The sequence below is a fragment of the Rheinheimera gaetbuli genome (assembly GCF_054781935.1).
In genome coordinates this window covers 143337-159537 of sequence record NZ_BAAGTL010000006.1, presented here as the reverse complement: position 1 = coordinate 159537, position 16201 = coordinate 143337, and the positions used below count along the sequence as shown (strand labels likewise).

Annotated in this window: 13 protein-coding genes and 2 tRNA genes; 5 read left to right on the top strand and 10 right to left on the bottom strand. The window is 48.3% G+C overall.

Annotation, left to right across the window (positions count from 1 at the left end; all coding sequences use genetic code 11):
* Positions 1-31 precede the first annotated feature (31 nt).
* Complete coding sequence (locus ACYVIC_RS05700; protein ID WP_460858062.1) at positions 32-319, bottom strand: hypothetical protein; 288 nt, start codon at positions 317-319, stop codon at positions 32-34.
* A gap of 114 nt (positions 320-433) precedes the next feature.
* On the opposite strand from ACYVIC_RS05700, the gene fabA reads away from it, so the two are divergent.
* The gene (gene fabA, locus ACYVIC_RS05695; protein WP_460858060.1) at positions 434-946 is read left to right on the top strand and encodes a bifunctional 3-hydroxydecanoyl-ACP dehydratase/trans-2-decenoyl-ACP isomerase; all 513 of its coding nucleotides are present in this window, start codon (positions 434-436) and stop codon (positions 944-946) included.
* Positions 947-1015: 69 nt separating this feature from the next.
* Here the strand turns inward: fabA and rmf are convergent, their stop codons facing one another.
* The 5 genes from rmf to rlmKL form a co-directional block, all read right to left on the bottom strand.
* Entirely contained in the window at positions 1016-1198 is a 183-nt protein-coding gene (gene rmf / locus ACYVIC_RS05690; protein WP_460858059.1) for a ribosome modulation factor, read from the bottom strand.
* Between the two features lie 266 nt (positions 1199-1464).
* Positions 1465-3228, bottom strand: coding sequence for a DUF3466 family protein (locus ACYVIC_RS05685; protein ID WP_460858057.1), 1764 nt, complete (start codon positions 3226-3228; stop codon positions 1465-1467).
* Positions 3229-3252: 24 nt separating this feature from the next.
* Entirely contained in the window at positions 3253-5151 is a 1899-nt protein-coding gene (gene uup, locus ACYVIC_RS05680; protein WP_460858055.1) for an ATP-binding cassette ATPase Uup, read from the bottom strand.
* A complete protein-coding gene (locus ACYVIC_RS05675; RefSeq protein ID WP_460858054.1) occupies positions 5151-5387 on the bottom strand; it encodes a glutaredoxin family protein in 237 nt (78 codons plus the stop codon). The genes uup and ACYVIC_RS05675 overlap by 1 nt, the downstream gene beginning before the upstream one ends.
* 4 nt (positions 5388-5391) lie before the next feature.
* Positions 5392-7506, bottom strand: coding sequence for a bifunctional 23S rRNA (guanine(2069)-N(7))-methyltransferase RlmK/23S rRNA (guanine(2445)-N(2))-methyltransferase RlmL (gene rlmKL, locus ACYVIC_RS05670; RefSeq protein ID WP_460858052.1), 2115 nt, complete (start codon positions 7504-7506; stop codon positions 5392-5394).
* 213 nt (positions 7507-7719) lie between these two features.
* Between rlmKL and ACYVIC_RS05665 the strand changes: the two genes are divergently transcribed.
* The 3 genes from ACYVIC_RS05665 (at position 7720) to ACYVIC_RS05655 (ending at position 9696) form a co-directional block, all read left to right on the top strand.
* A tRNA-Met gene (locus tag ACYVIC_RS05665) sits at positions 7720-7796 on the top strand.
* A gap of 64 nt (positions 7797-7860) precedes the next feature.
* Positions 7861-7937, top strand: a tRNA-Met gene (locus tag ACYVIC_RS05660).
* A gap of 289 nt (positions 7938-8226) precedes the next feature.
* Positions 8227-9696 carry a protein adenylyltransferase SelO gene (locus tag ACYVIC_RS05655; RefSeq protein ID WP_460858051.1) on the top strand — a complete coding sequence of 490 codons (1470 nt, stop codon included), beginning with the start codon at positions 8227-8229 and terminating at the stop codon, positions 9694-9696.
* Between the two features lie 55 nt (positions 9697-9751).
* Here ACYVIC_RS05655 and ppsA read toward each other — a convergent pair whose 3' ends face one another.
* Entirely contained in the window at positions 9752-12130 is a 2379-nt protein-coding gene (gene ppsA / locus ACYVIC_RS05650; protein WP_460858049.1) for a phosphoenolpyruvate synthase, read from the bottom strand.
* A 136-nt stretch (positions 12131-12266) separates the two neighbouring features.
* Between ppsA and ppsR the strand changes: the two genes are divergently transcribed.
* Complete coding sequence (gene ppsR / locus ACYVIC_RS05645) at positions 12267-13076, top strand: posphoenolpyruvate synthetase regulatory kinase/phosphorylase PpsR (RefSeq protein ID WP_460858047.1); 810 nt, start codon at positions 12267-12269, stop codon at positions 13074-13076.
* Here ppsR and ACYVIC_RS05640 read toward each other — a convergent pair.
* The 3 genes from ACYVIC_RS05640 to ACYVIC_RS05630 form a co-directional block, all read right to left on the bottom strand.
* Positions 13039-14124, bottom strand: coding sequence for a 2-dehydropantoate 2-reductase (locus ACYVIC_RS05640; protein WP_460858045.1), 1086 nt, complete (start codon positions 14122-14124; stop codon positions 13039-13041). The two genes, ppsR and ACYVIC_RS05640, sit on opposite strands and share 38 nt — an antisense overlap.
* Positions 14125-14146: 22 nt before the next feature.
* Complete coding sequence (locus ACYVIC_RS05635) at positions 14147-15496, bottom strand: class II 3-deoxy-7-phosphoheptulonate synthase (RefSeq protein ID WP_460858043.1); 1350 nt, start codon at positions 15494-15496, stop codon at positions 14147-14149.
* A 156-nt stretch (positions 15497-15652) separates the two neighbouring features.
* Entirely contained in the window at positions 15653-16111 is a 459-nt protein-coding gene (locus ACYVIC_RS05630; protein WP_460858041.1) for a low molecular weight protein-tyrosine-phosphatase, read from the bottom strand.
* Positions 16112-16201 lie beyond the last annotated feature (90 nt).

Sequence of the window (16201 nt, the reverse complement as noted above, 5' to 3'; positions counted from 1 at the left end):
ACCGCTATGGCAACACCTGATAACGGATGTTTTACCGTTTATGTTCTGTCAGCCAGCTATTAAGAATGCCCACCTGACCACATTTATGTGCCGCATACATTAAACGGATCGCGTTACTGAGCAGCATGCTATCTGTCCACTGGGTTTTTTGCTGTATTTCCTGATAACACGTCAGTGCTTCCTGAGTCAGATAACCGCGCAGTTCCTTCTTGCCGGACTGTTTTTGCCGTTCGCGATAACGCTGCTGTTTTTCTGCATTAGTTAGTGCTTTTTGTGTCTTCGTAGTCATATTGTCACTCTGTGGCAATAACATTGTCATACCCCCAACCATCACACGACTGAGACGTAAATTGCGATAATGGGACAAATCGGACTTGTCTGGCGTACAAGTGTTCGCTAAAGTGGCCCGGCATTTTCACTGGATTAAACATACATGACTAAGAATAGCTTTACAAAAGAAGATTTAATTGCCTGTGGTAATGGCACCTTATTTGGCGAAGGTAACTCACAATTACCTTCTGACAATATGCTTATGATGGATCGCATCGTGCATATTTCTGAAGAAGGCGGCCTATATGGCAAAGGGCAAATAGTAGCAGAATTAGATATTTCACCAGATTTATGGTTCTTTGCCTGTCATTTTAAAGGTGATCCGGTTATGCCGGGGTGTTTAGGCTTAGATGCAATGTGGCAGTTAGTGGGCTTTTTTCTTGGTTGGTCAGGTGGCCCGGGTAAAGGCCGTGCTCTGGGTGTTGGCGAGGTCAAGTTTACCGGACAGATATTGCCAACAGCAAAAAAAGTGACGTACACCATTAATATAAAACGCGTTATTAAGCGCAAACTGTTTATGGGCATTGCAGACGGTATTGTTAGTGTAGATGGTCGTGACATCTACACAGCTACTGATCTTAAAGTAGGCTTGTTTCAGGACACCTCCAGCTTTTAATCTTTTAGCTATCTTAAAATGACAAAGCCCCGCATCATTGGCGGGGCTTTACTACTGATTATAAGAGAATCACTGGCCTTTATTAAACAAGCCTACACTTCTGTCTTCAATTGCTTCGCGCCAGCCTCCTAACCATTGACAGCGCGTATCTAAACTTTGATAAGGGCAAATTTCTTTTGACCGTCCGGTAACCCCAGCGCGGTAACCTTGAGCATGAGCACGTTCCAGACGATCACGTTTTTGTCTTTTCATACGGCAGTCTTCCTCAACTTTTTTAAGATAAAAATAACCGCTACATCATAAGCGGCTACCCTTTAATTGATAGCTGAGTGGTGCAAAAGGTTCAATCTGAATTCGGCAAATTATTGGCTTGACAATTGCTAACGACCTGAAGTTGTTTAAGATTTGATGACAAATTTATTTAGATCTAATTAAACTAATACAGCTCTCTTTTATACCCATTGTTTGCAACAGGCTGAGAGTTAAAAAAAAGCTGCCGAAGCAGCTTTTTTGTCAGTTTAGCGACTAAAACGTCTGCGCCACAGCAAGCCTGCGCCAAACAATATCCAGGCAAAACCTACAGCCCCGCCCTGACGCTCATACTCTTTATCAGCGGCGTTACAGTCTTCCGCCTCGCCATTGGGAATAGGTTGCAGCTGCAGCACTGTAGACACATCTTCCAGTATGGGGTTGCCAGCGCTGTCCAACACGGGGTCGCCGAATACATCACGGCTTTCTTTTTTCATTAATGCTGTTGCCGTAATAACACCATTGTCATTGATATCTGCCGCATCAACGATAGTGTACGGCGAATTACAGCCTATTAACGTGTTTAAGTCAGTAAAGCTATCGGCGGTGATGTCATAGACAAAACCGTGTTTACGCCGGGTGGTTGTACCGCCAATAATAACTTCAGCATTCCCCACTACCTGATTCATATTATTAATCGCGTTAGGAACAGTAGATGAGCTGGTAAAAAAACCGGTTGGAAAACGGGTTTGGCCGGCAGCATAGTCGTGCACAAACATCTTACTGCGCACACCGCTGTTGATCACTTTATTGGCGTAACCTACCACGATATTATTGTCATTGATATCGGTTGCTGTACTGCCAACAACGCCCGGCGAAATAATAAACCACTCTTTCGGGTCAACAATTGGCAGCACCTGGCCATCGACAAAAATGCTGGCGTGGGCCTGACGATAAATACCGTTTGCATAAAAATTACCAAACAAATAGCGTTCTGTACGATCTGAATCGCTAAACATAGAAATACCAACGGCAATGCCATTGCTATTTACTGCATTAGCCTGGCTGTAATAGGTAATATCATTAGCATCTTCGCCCTCAAATGCTATGCCAGTATTTTTATCGCCCAAAAAGCCATACACAACAGGTGCGCTAACACTGCCATCGCTTTGCAATTGCCATACCATGGCACCTTGCTGATAACTACCGCCAGTGGCGCTATTATACAAACATAAATCAACCGGCAAGGTTTTACCGTTACACGCGGTTGATAGTGCTTCGTATAAATCATCATCCATGCCGGTACTACCATACCCGGCAATACGGTTATCACTGCTGATACTGCGGGCAACAGTAAAACCACCACCTAATTCAGTGTAGGGTGCCGCTAATGTCGTCACTGTATTGCTGTTTAGCACGACAGCTGATGAATACGGCAAATTTGGTACCCAATAATTCACTGTAGCAGGCTCTGGCACCGCTTCGGTCGCTTCCTGGGTAAAGCTTTGATAGCTGAACGTGCTGCTGGCAAAGCCAACGGCAATACCGGCATCGTTCAGTGACAATAGATATTCGCTGTTGCCGCGTTTGGCTTGAGTGTCTCGTAACAACTTATTTTGGGCATTCGCATTGGTCGATTTTACATAGCTAATAACGTCGCCAATTGGTTGAGATGCCGGGTTAACACTTAACAGTATGTTTAAGGTTTCAGCACTAAGATTGCCATTTAGCAAATCAGCCAGTTGCTGCTCGGTAAAAAAACTTTGTAACGTCTCGTTTTCAAAATCTATCAGGCTCAAATCCAATGGAAAATTAAACAATTGAAAGTCTGTAAAGCGCTGGTTCCGGTCGTTAATCTTACTAACCTTAACAGCGCCATTAAATACCGTGTCACCGGCATTATTTATGCCTGCCGCATAGGTAGATTTAAGCTCATCAACCTGGCCAACCTCAACGACGTTGTATACTGCCGCCTGCACAGAAAACACACTTAACAGCGGCAATATTGCCAGACTGATACAAGATAACTTCATTCTAAGCCCCTAAAATACTTCTTTTTATGCGTCTAGTTGTTCCCAGCGCTTATATGCTTGCGCCAGCTTCGACTCGGTCTGTTGCAATAGGTTCAACGTGGTCTGAGTTTGCTCGCTACTTTGTTTAAAAAACTCAGCATCGTTCACAGTTAACTGCAATGCCTCCAACTGGGTTTCCAGCTGCTCTATCAGTGCCGGTAGCTCTTCCAGTTCGCGTTTTTCTTTGTATGATAACTTCTTAGCACTGCTAACAGAAGCCTGTACCGGTGTTTGTTCAACTGCAGCCGGGCTGTTTTTTGTCACTTTTTGTAAGGTGGCGGTGATTTGGTTGCGTTGCTGATAGGCAATTACATCGTCATAACCACCGGCTATTTCAACAATCTTGCCCTGTCCGGCAAATAACAATGAACTGGTAACGGTGTTGTTTACAAATTCACGGTCGTGGCTTACCAGTAACACCGTGCCCTGATATTGCTGCAAAATATCTTCCAGTAACTCCAGTGTTTCTACATCCAGGTCGTTGGTTGGTTCATCGAGGATCAGTAAGTTGCTCGGTCTGGCGAATAACTTTGCCAGCAACAAACGGTTTTTCTCACCGCCAGATAGTGCTTTAACCGGGGTGCGGGCACGCGCTGGTGGGAATAAAAAATCCTGCAGGTAGCTAAGCACATGCCGGCTTTTACCGTTTTGGGTAATTTCCTGCTTACCTTCGGCCACGTTGTCCTGCACTGTGGCTTCTAAATCCAGCGCGATACGATGCTGGTCAAAATAAGCCACTTCAATATTGGTGCCGCGTTTTATCTCGCCGCTATCATGCTGGTAATCACCTAACAACAGCTTGATCAAAGTAGACTTACCAACACCATTAGGGCCAACCAGAGCAATACGGTCACCCCGCATTACCAGTAAATCCAGTGTATCGATGACAGTTTTGCCATTAAAGCCACAGCTAATGGCTTTGGTTTCAAACACCAGCTTGCCTGAGCGGTCGGCCTGCTCGATATTAAAGTCGACCTTGCCCAAGGTTTCTACCCGCTCGGCGCGTTCGCGGCGCAGCGCTTTAAGTGCCCTGACCCGACCTTCGTTGCGGGTACGCCTGGCTTTAATGCCTTGTCGGATCCACACTTCTTCTTCGGCAAGCTTTTTATCAAACAGCGCATTGTGCTGCTGCTCGTCTTCCAGCATTTTTTGCTTGCGATCCAGGTATTCCTGATAATTGCCCGGGTGCGAGGTTAACTGGCCACGGTCGAGGTCAATAATACGGCTGGCTAAGGCGCGGATAAAGGCCCTGTCGTGCGAGATAAAGATAATGGCACCGGAAAAATTCAGTAAAAATTGCTCCAGCCACTGAATAGCCGCGACATCAAGATGGTTAGTGGGTTCATCCAGCAGCAAGATATCCGGCTTGGCGATAAGTGCGCGCGCCAGTGCCGCTTTGCGCAGCCAACCACCCGACAAGGTGGCTAAACTGGCGTCGGGGTTCATATCAAACTGCTGGCACAAATCAGCAACACGCGTCTCAAGCCCCCAACCATCGCGGGTATCCATTTCACTTTGTAACTGCTCAAACAAACGGTAGTCGGCATCTGAAGCGCCGTCTAAATTTTCTGACAAGGTATAAAACCGCTGTGCGATCTGGGCCAAGTCGCCGGCACCTTCACGGATAAAGTCAGCAATTTTCACGTCCATTTTGGCTGGCGGGTCTTGCTCTAAGCGGCTTAACACCACACCGGTGTTGACCACTATCTGGCCATCATCCAGATTTTGCTGACCGGTCAGCAATTTTAAAAATGACGATTTGCCAGCACCATTGCGGCCAACCAAACACACCCGTTCACCGCTAAACAAGCTAAAATCAACGTGGTCTAATATCGGGTGCGTACCAAAGGCTAAACACGCCTGCTGAAAACGTAATAATTCCACTACCTTACATCCTTAAGCCATTTATCAAGCTGGCCTGCATCAAATGGCCAGCATAATTCGTTATCACTCCGGCATAACACCGGGATCATCAAGCGGTAGCGGGCAAATGCCTGCTCATCATCAACAATATCAATAACCCGAAACTGACCTTCAAGCCCCGCTTGCAGCAGTAATTGCTCAGCCTGCTCGCACAAATGGCAACCCCAGGTACTGTATAACGTTAACAGTTGTTGCATGCAGCTACCGCGTCAACTCAAAACAAACGTGAATATTCGGGTTGCGCTTGTAATCTTCCGGCAAGGTGGCGGCTGAAATATCTTTTACCTGCCAGCCGGCGTCATTCAATGCCTGAGTATCAATTTTAAAGCGGCGCTTGTTGTTAGAAAAAATCACTTTGCCACCTGGTGCTAAGCGCGCAGTTAACAGATTTAACAAGTTAACGTGGTCACGCTGTACATCCCAGCTGTCCTGCATCCGTTTCGAGTTTGAAAAGGTTGGCGGGTCAACAAAAATTAAATCAAACTGCGCGCGGCAGCGGCTAAGCCACTGCAGGCAGTCGGCTTGTTCAAACTGATACTGCTTGCCAGTTAAGCCGTTAATGGTGAAGTTACGTTTGGCCCAGTCTAAATAGGTGTTAGACATATCTACCGTAGTCACACTGGCAGCGCCACCAATAGCCGCATGAACTGATGCACTGCCGGTATAAGCAAACAGATTTAATACACTTTTACCGTTAGCCTGCTGCTGGATCATGCGACGCGTTATGCGGTGATCTAAAAACAAACCGGTATCCAAATAATCACGCAGGTTAACTAAAAACGTAGCACCGTACTCGGTAACTTCTTTATATTGGCCGGCTTTATTTAACGCCTGATACTGCGACGTGCCTTTTTGTTTCTCACGTACCTTTAAAATCATCTTGTCTGAGCTGATACCCAGCACCTGTGGTACCTGGTTTACCACGTCAAATAAACGTTTTTGTGATACCTGCTCATCTACTGTACCCGGCGCGGCATATTCGTGCACTACCACTTCGCCGTCGTACCAATCTACCGCCACGTTATATTCAGGGATATCGGCATCGTATAAGCGGTAGCAGCTTAAGCCTTCTTTTTTCGCCCACTTCTGCAATTGCTTGAGGTTTTTGGCTAAACGATTGCCAAACGAGCTGCTTTCGCTAAAAAACAGCGCCGGCGCATCTGAGCTTGTTGCTACCTGCTTTTCGGTTAAATCAAACAGGGTGAAATCACAATCCAGCGGGCCGTTAGTAAACTTATAACTCTTGCTTTTAGATAACCTAAGCGCACGCAGCAAATCGGTGTTTGAGGTAATAATAGCTAAACGCCAGCCCTGATAATGCTGCTTTAACGCCAGTGAAAACTTACTGTACAGCGGTATTAACGAGGGTAAATCGCCCAAGCGCTCGCCATATGGCGGGTTGGTTACTATAACGCCAGGCGTACTGGTTACCGGCGCTTTTAATGTGGTAGCGTCGGCATAATCAAATTGCACGTAGGCGGCAACACCGGCACGGGCGGCGTTTTGTTTGGCCTTGGCTAAATTGCGCTCATCAAAATCTGAACCCCAAAACTGTACTGTTGCTGCCAAGCTACGCTCTGCTGCTTTGGCGTCTTGCTTTAACTGTTGCCAGATAGCATCACGATGGCCGGGCCAGCCTTCAAAGGCAAATTTTTCCCGGCTTAAACCCGGTGCTTTATTCAGTGCAATTAGCGCGGCTTCGACAACGAGGGTGCCACTGCCGCAAAACGGGTCAAAAAACGGTTGTTCAGCTTGCCAGCCAGAGCGTTTTATTAACGCTGCCGCTAAATGCTCTTTTAACGGTGCCTCGCCCTGCCCGGCACGATAACCGCGCTGGTGCAAAGACGGGCCGGAGAAATCCTGTAAAAAGTGAAAATGGGCTTTATCTAACCGCACCTGAAAGCGCACATCGGGGTCCATACGGTCAACGTCGGGCCGGTTGCCGGTTTCTTCACGGAATTGATCGACTATCGCATCTTTTAATCGAATGGCGCCAAACTGGGTATTATCAATTTTCGGGTGCTTGCCAACACACTCTACCGCTAAGGTATTACGCAGCGCCATATGTTGCAGCCAGTCAATTTTTTGTGCCACCTGATATAAGTCGCTGTCGGCGGTTACCGGCTCCGACTGAATAAGCCGCAGTACCCGGGTTGCCAGCCGCGACCATAAACACAGCTGATAAGCCGTTCGTAGCTCTGCTGTAAAGCGCACCACACCCATGGTAACTTTTAACACTTCCCCACCGTGCTGACGAATTTCATCCGCCAACAGCTCTTCTACGCCTTTAGACGTTAACGCCCAGAATTGCAGCATTGCATTACACCCGAATCAAAAATGGCGCACAGTATAGCAGAAGAGCAGCTTTAACCGGTTGGCTTTTTAACAGCGGTGTATTTACCGATTTTTGCTGCTTAAAGCAGCACCTTGTATAACAAAGCAGCAGTCGGGCGCGTTATTAAAAATAAAAGCAGATAAGCCCTTGCATGCTACCTGCAAAAACACTAAGATGCGCCCCGCAATGACGGACGCGGGATGGAGCAGCCTGGTAGCTCGTCGGGCTCATAACCCGAAGGTCGTCGGTTCAAATCCGGCTCCCGCAACCAACTAACGTTGAAACTGCATTGCAAACAATTACTTAACACACTCTGCTCGGTGTTAAGTTACGGACGCGGGATGGAGCAGCCTGGTAGCTCGTCGGGCTCATAACCCGAAGGTCGTCGGTTCAAATCCGGCTCCCGCAACCAACATTTAAGCCAGCATAAAGCTGGTTTTTTTGTATCTAAAATTCAACAACCTAAAGGTCGTCGGTTCGCTCTTCACAAACATCAGGGCTCCCGCAACCAACATCTAAGCCTACTTTAACGTAGGTTTTTTTGTATCTAAAATTCAACAATCTAAAGGTCGTCGGTTCGCTCTTCATAAAGATCAGGGCTCCCGCAACCAACATCTAAGCCAGCATTTTGCTGGTTTTTTTGTATCTGCAACAGCCCCTCTGTACACTAGCGCTATAACCCATCAATGCGAACAGCTGCTATGAGCAATTTTACCGTACAACATACACTCGCTGCGTTAGGCGCCCCTTTTTCTGTGCATTGCAATCCAACGCCGGTAGCAGCGCCTCAATGGCTGGCGTTTAACCAACAATTGGCTACGCAGCTGCAGCTACCCGAACAATACTGGTTAACCGATGCTGGCTTAGGTTTGTTTAGCGGTAACGCCCTGCCGGATTGGACCGAACCGCTGGCGCATGCTTATGCCGGCCATCAGTTTGGCCATTTTGTGCCGCAATTAGGCGATGGCAGAGCACTGCTGCTGGCAGAGCTGGAAGATACTCACGGCCAGCTGTTTGATTTGCAGCTTAAAGGCGCCGGGCGTACGCCGTTTTCACGCCGCGGCGATGGCCGCGCGCCATTAGGCCCAGTGCTGCGCGAGTACTTAGTCAGCGAAGCCATGCATGCGGTGGGTGTTCCAACAACACGGGCACTTGCAGCGGTGTTAACCGGCGATTGGCTGCAACGCGAAACCGCCGAGCCCGGCGCTATTATTACCCGGGTAGCAAAAAGCCATATTCGTATCGGCAGTTTTCAGTATATTGCCGCCCATAGTGATGCAGTCCAGCTGAAAACCTTTGCCGACTATGTAATAGCCCGGCATTATCCACAGTGTGCGCAAGCAGCTAACCCTTATCTGGCGTTACTTGAAGCGGTTATCAGTGCTCAAGCCACCCTGATTGCCAAATGGATGAGCATCGGCTTTATTCATGGCGTAATGAATACCGACAATATGAGCATTACCGGCGAAACCATCGATTATGGCCCCTGCGCTTTTATGGACAGCTTTAACCCGGCGCAGGTATACAGCTTTATCGACAAACAAGGCCGCTATGCCTGGGGTAATCAGCCGCGGATAGCCAGTTGGAATCTGGCACGCTTTGCCGAAACACTACTGCCATTATTACACGAGCAGAGCGAACAGGCTGTTGAACTGGCTGCAGCAGCACTGCAGCAGTTTAACGGCGAAAACGAAGCGGTATTTTTACTGCTGATGGGTGAAAAAATTGGCATTAAGTCAGCCACAAAAGACGACGAAGTGCTGATCAGAGATTTACTTAACCTGATGAGCGAAAACAGCACAGACTTCAGCCAAACATTTCGCTTGTTAAGCCAGTCAGTTGCCAATGCAACGCAAGGCGCTGCCAAGCTTTTTGCCGATAGCAGCAATTGGCAGCAGTGGGCTAACCGCTGGCAAATACGGCTAGCTGAGCAAGGTTTAGCGCTTAGTGAGGTCCAGCAACAGATGGACGCCTGCAACCCAGCCTTAATACCACGCAACCATTTAATTGCCAAGGCAATAGCTGAAGCGACTGAACAGGGCGATTTACGCCTGTTTAATCGGCTAAATAAAGCACTGGCAACGCCTTTTAAGTTGGATAATGACAATACAGACTTGGCCCTGCCGCCGACAACAGAACAATGTATTGGTAATACTTTTTGCGGTACCTGAGCTTTACAACAATTTAAAAAATCACACCCCGCTTAAGCGGGGTGTGATTACAAACTTAGTTTTTACCGTATTTCTCGGCCAGGTATAGCCAGGTTTCCAGCACCGTATCCGGGTTAAGCGATAAGCTGTCGATGCCCTGCTGCATTAGCCAGGCGGCAAAATCTTCGTGATCTGATGGGCCCTGGCCGCAAATGCCTATATATTTGCCTTTGGCTTTACAGGTTTTAATGGCCATTTCAAGCAGCTTGTATATTGCCGGATTACGCTCATCGAATAAGTGCGCGATCAGGCCGCTGTCTCTGTCCAGCCCCAGCGTTAACTGGGTTAAATCGTTCGAACCGATAGAGAAACCATCAAAGTACTCCAGAAACTCTTCTGCCAGCAGTGCGTTAGATGGCAGTTCACACATCATAATTACGCGCAGGCCATTATCACCACGCTTTAAGCCATGCTCAGCCAACAAATCGATTACCGCGCTAGCCTCACCTAAAGTACGCACAAACGGGATCATCACCTCAACGTTAGTAAAGCCCATTACATTACGTACCCGCTTTAATGCTTCAACTTCTAGCGCAAAGCAATCACGGAAGTCTTTGGAGATATAACGCGAGGCGCCGCGAAAGCCGATCATCGGGTTTTCTTCGTGTGGCTCGTACTGGCGACCGCCGACTAAATTAGCATATTCGTTCGATTTAAAATCAGACATCCGTACTATGACTTTTTGCGGCGCAAAAGCACAAGCGAGTGCGGCAATACCCTCAGTCAGCTTGGCGATATAAAACTCGACCGGGTCAGCATAACCGGCCATCATCTCGCTGATAGTGGCTTTAAGCTCCGGCGTTTGGGCGTCAAAGTTAAGCAGTGCTTTGGGGTGCACGCCAATCATACGGTTAATAATAAACTCCAGCCGCGCCAGGCCGATGCCGGCATGTGGCAGCTTGGCAAACGAAAACGCCCGCTCCGGGTTGCCTACGTTCATCATAATTTTTAAATCTAACTTCGGCATTTGGTCAACCCGGCTACTTACCACTTTGTATTCCAGCTTGCCGTCATAAATAAAGCCGGTATCACCTTCAGCACAAGACACGGTAACCTGCTGGCCGGTGCTAATTTTACTGGTGGCATCACCACAGCCAACTACTGCCGGAATGCCCAGTTCGCGGGCGATAATAGCAGCATGACAGGTACGGCCGCCGCGGTTGGTTACAATGGCTGAGGCCCGCTTCATGATCGGTTCCCAATCCGGGTCGGTCATGTCGGTTACCAACACATCACCCGGCTGAATTTGATCCATCTGCTCTATACCTTTTAGCACCTTGGCGGTACCGGCACCGATGCGCTGGCCAATAGCACGGCCTTCAACCAATACCGGGGCTTTGGCCAGCAGCTGGAAGCGTTCCATGTTATTGCTGTCTTCACGGCTTTTTACTGTTTCTGGCCGCGCCTGCACGATATACAGCTTGCCATCGTTACCGTCTTTGGCCCATTCGATATCCATTGCCCGGCCATAGTGGTTAGCTATAATCACCGCTTGCTTGGCTAATTCTTCAACTTCAGCATCGGTCAGTGAAAACTGTCGACTGCGCGAAATATCAATATCAACTACTTTAACTTGCTTGCCGTGGCCTTGCTCGCCCGAGTAAACCATCTCGACTTTTTTACTGCCCAGATTGCGTTTTACCACCGCCGGGCGCCCTGCGGCCAATGTCGGTTTATGTACATAGAACTCATCCGGGTTAACCGCGCCCTGCACCACCATCTCACCTAAGCCATAGGAAGAGGTAATAAACACCACCTCTTCAAAGCCTGACTCGGTATCAATACTGAACATTACGCCCGATGCGGCTAAATCTGAGCGCACCATTTTTTGTACACCGGCCGAGAGCGCCACACCGCGATGGTCATAGCCCTGATGCACGCGGTAAGAAATAGCGCGGTCGTTAAATAATGAAGCAAAAACGTGTTTAATGGCGACGATCACCGCATCATAGCCACGCACGTTTAAAAAGGTTTCCTGCTGACCGGCAAAAGAGGCATCTGGCATATCTTCAGCGGTGGCAGATGAGCGTACGGCAAAAGACACGTCCTGAGCTGCATCTGGGTGTAGTTGCTGATAGGCTTCACGAATGGCTTGCTCTAACTCCGGCTGAAACGGCGTATCGATAACCCATTGCCGGATTTGTGCACCGGCCTTGGCTAGGGCCGTCACGTCGTCAACATCCAGACCGTCAAGCAGCTGATAAATGCGCTCGTTGACGCCGCTTTGTTCAAGAAATTGGTTAAAAGCATAGGCTGAGGTGGCGAAACCGCCCGGCACCTGCACACCGGCATTAGCCAGGTTACTGATCATCTCGCCAAGGGAAGCGTTTTTACCGCCAACCCGGTTTACATCGTGCATCCCCAGGTTTTCATACCAAATCACAAATTCTTGCACAGTTCATCTCCAATTTTTGTCGCGTGGCGTGTAAGCTTACAGCAAGCATTACAAGGCGGGGTAATTTTACACCGGCGCCGGAATGAATTAAAACCTTAATTTTCAATGTAATTTTATAACTACAAATGGAGTGCATGTGCGTACAGCCTTTTATATATCAGACGGTACCGCCATCACGGCAGAAGTGTTTGGACATGCCTTACTAACGCTTTTTCCCGCACAATTTGAACACGTTACCATCCCATTTGTTGAAACCAGCGATATGGCCGATCAAGTAAAGCAACGCATTAACGATCGTTATAAAACAACGGGACAACGGCCTTTGATCTTCCAAACCTTTGTTGACGATACGCTACGGCAAATAATTAACAGCAGTAACGGCATCTGCTATGACTTTCTCAATACCTTTGTTGAACCAATACAGCGCGAGTTAGGCGTTGCGCCAGTGCCGAAAACCCACCGCACCCACAGTATTCACGAAAAAACCTATGATTTTCGTATCGACGCCGTCAACTATGCCCTGGCCAACGATGATGGTTCTAATTTAAAAAACTTTGATCAGGCCGATATTATTCTGGTGGGTGTCAGCCGGTCAGGTAAAACGCCAACCAGTCTGTATTTGGCATTGCAATACGGTATTAAAGCGGCAAACTACCCTTTTGTTGAAGAAGACATGGAGCAACTGCGCCTGCCTGAGGTGCTAAAACGTAATAAAGCTAAACTATTTGGTTTAACCATTACACCGGAACGGTTAAGCCAAATTCGCGAACAGCGTCGGGCCAACAGCCGATATGCCTCTTTACGGCAGTGTCAGCTTGAGCTGGCTGAGGTAGAGAATTTGTATCTGCGCGAACAGATCCCGTATTTAAATTCGACCCATTTATCGATAGAGGAGATCTCGGCAAAAATTATCGCCAAAACCGGCTTGAAGCGGCATAAGTATTAAGCCCGGCCTGACGTAGCAGCTCGTCAATTTGCAGCGCTGCGTTGCCGCTCTCCAGCCGTTTTATTTGTTCAACCAATAAGCTGTTTACCGGTGCCGTTGTCTGATGTAGTTGCGCCATCCGCACTACGGCGCCATTTAAAAACATAATTTCGGTGCGCTTGTGGCTGCGTATGTCGTCGGACATCGATGAGCGGGCCTGCTCATCAATAGCCAGCATTCTGGCGGCAGCGCGACGAAACACCACCGTCGGCAAACGCAACAACCAGGGCAATAAGGCGTTGGGCAACGCCGTGTACGCCAGCGGTTTTACGCCGGCTTTATGGCAAATATTTAACCATTCCTGCATTGCAGCAGCCAGCAACAAGCGCCATTTGCGGTCAAGCAATTGTTGCAACAGCGGCAAGCCGCTAATGGCATTTAACGCATTATTTAAATTCAACAGCAACTTGCCGTACTCTGCCGCGGTAATATCCGCACATAACTGTACCGGCAGATTTAACTGTGCAAACGCCTGAATAGCATAATTTACTGCAACGTGATGGCTCTGCTGCCAGACAATAGCACCGGCACTGGCACGGTGAAATTGGCCGGCGCGGTTTTTTACCACATTAAACGGCACTATTGCCCGCAATACCGGGTTGGCTAAATCCTGGTTTAACATTTCTCCGATACCAATACCGTTTTGCATTGCCACTACCGGCACTTCGGGCCGTAAAAAACGTTTTAGCTGCGTTAGCATCGGCACCAGTGCGGTAGCTTTTACTGTAAGCAACACCACATCGCACTCAATTAAACTGTTAAGCGAGCTGTAAAATGCCACCGGTTGGGCAAAAAAGGGTTGGTGATCAAACGAGGTAGCACTTAAGCCATGGGCAGCCAGTTCTAGGGCCATGGCTTCGCGGCCAAAGAATTTTACATCCAGCGAATTGTCCTGACACAGATGAGCGCCTAAATAGCAACCAACGCTGCCTGCGCCCACTATGCCAACACAATAACGCTGGCCTGCTGTTGCATGCCGGCCAGCGTCCTTAGCCTGTTCTGATAACACTTACGCTCCTGTGAGCGCGTGATTATTTACGCGCTGTGCGTAAAGTATCGGCAATCAGGAAGGCTAATTCCAGTACCTGATCAGCATTTAAACGCGGATCGCATTGGGTGAAGTAACGTTTACCTAAATCATGCTCACTCAAACCGTAGGCACCGCCGGTACATTCAGTCACATGCTCACCGGTCATTTCCAGGTGAATACCGCCAGCATGGCTCCCCTCTGCCTTGTGCACCGCAAAGAAATTACGGATCTCACGCAATATGGCTTCAAAGTCACGGGTTTTGTAGTCGTTGCTGGCTTTAACGGTATTGCCATGCATCGGATCTGAACTCCAGACCACTTTGCGCCCTTCCTGCTGCACCCGGCGTACCAACTGCGGCAGTTTATCCGCCAGTTTATCTGCGCCCATGCGGGTGATCAGCGTTAAACGCCCCGGAATATTATTCGGGTTTAACGCATCAATCAGTTTTATCAGCTCGTCCGGTTGCATGCCTGGGCCAATTTTCACCCCTACCGGGTTATGAATACCGCGGAAGAACTCGATATGGGCATGATCAAGCTGGCGGGTACGCTCGCCAATCCACACCATATGCGCCGAGCAGTCATACCAATCACCGGTGAGTGAATCACGTCGGGTTAATGCTTCTTCATAATTTAGCAGTAAGGCTTCATGTGAAGTGAAAAGCTGCGTCTCGCGGATCGACGGTGAGTTTTGCGCGGTAATGCCGCAAATCTCCATAAAACGCAGCGCTTCCTGCACCCGCTGCGCCACATCCTGATAGCGGTCTTTTAACGGGTTTGACTCAACAAACCCCAGGTTCCACTTACTTACCTGATGCAAATCAGCCAGCCCGCCCTGAGCAAAAGCCCGTAGCAGGTTCAAAGTTGCCGCGGAGTGATGATAGGCCGTAGTCAGCCGATTCGGATCAGGCTGTCTGGCAGCATCAGTAAATTCAAAACTGTTGACGATATCGCCACGATAACTGGGCAATGACACACCATCGATAGTTTCTAAATCGCTTGAACGTGGTTTGGCATATTGACCAGCCATGCGTGCAACTTTTACCACTGGCAAACCGCCGGCAAAGGTTAATACCACGGCCATCTGTAGTAACACTTTAAAGGTATCGCGAATTTTCGGCGCATTAAAATCGTTAAAGCTTTCGGCGCAATCGCCACCTTGTAATAAAAAGCCGTTGCCCTGGGCAACATTGCCCAGCTGACTAAATAAATCGCGTGTTTCTTGCGCAAACACCAATGGCGGATATTTGTGCAGTTGCTGTTCAACACGATGCAATAACTGCTGATCCTGATAGCTTGGTTGCTGTTGGATCGGCAGGCTGCGCCAGCTTTGGGGCGTCCAGGTGGTCACGATGTTTATCCTATGCTTATTAACCTGCCAAGCAAGTTATAGACTTCTGGACGTAAATTCAATGCTGATGTTGGCATAATTTATGACAAAATTTGCGCTTATACATATTGCCGCTTAAAAATTAAGCAAAACATAGCGGTGCCGCCTCTTAGCGCTTTATGTCAGCTGTTGTAACAAGCCATCACATCCTTGTTCAATCAATTGCAAAACCATAGCAAAACCTTTGCTGCCACCATAATAAGGATCTGGCACTTCACTATATTGCGGATACTGTGGATGATACTGCAAAAATAATTGTAATTTATGCTGAAAAGCCGCCGGACAGCGCCGTCTTAGTTCAGCCAGGTTATCAGTATCCATCGCCAGAATAAGATCGTAATAAGCAAAGTCACTGTCCAGTACTTGCCGTGATCTGATACCAGAAAAACTATAACCCAGGCGCTCGCCTTCGCGTACACTGCGAGGGTCCGGTGCCTGGCCTTTATGCGAAGCGCTGGTACCGGCAGACTCGATTTCCAACGTGATTGCCCGTTCAGCCGTTTTTTGCCGTAAAATGGCATGCGCAGTTGGCGAACGGCAGATATTACCAAGACAAACTAATAACAGTTTTTTCAATTTAACTCCTTGTATGCTAACAATGCTTGTCACCAAATATTAAACATTAAGTTAAATGGTTGCATTAAGACCACAGCGGGTACAGTATAA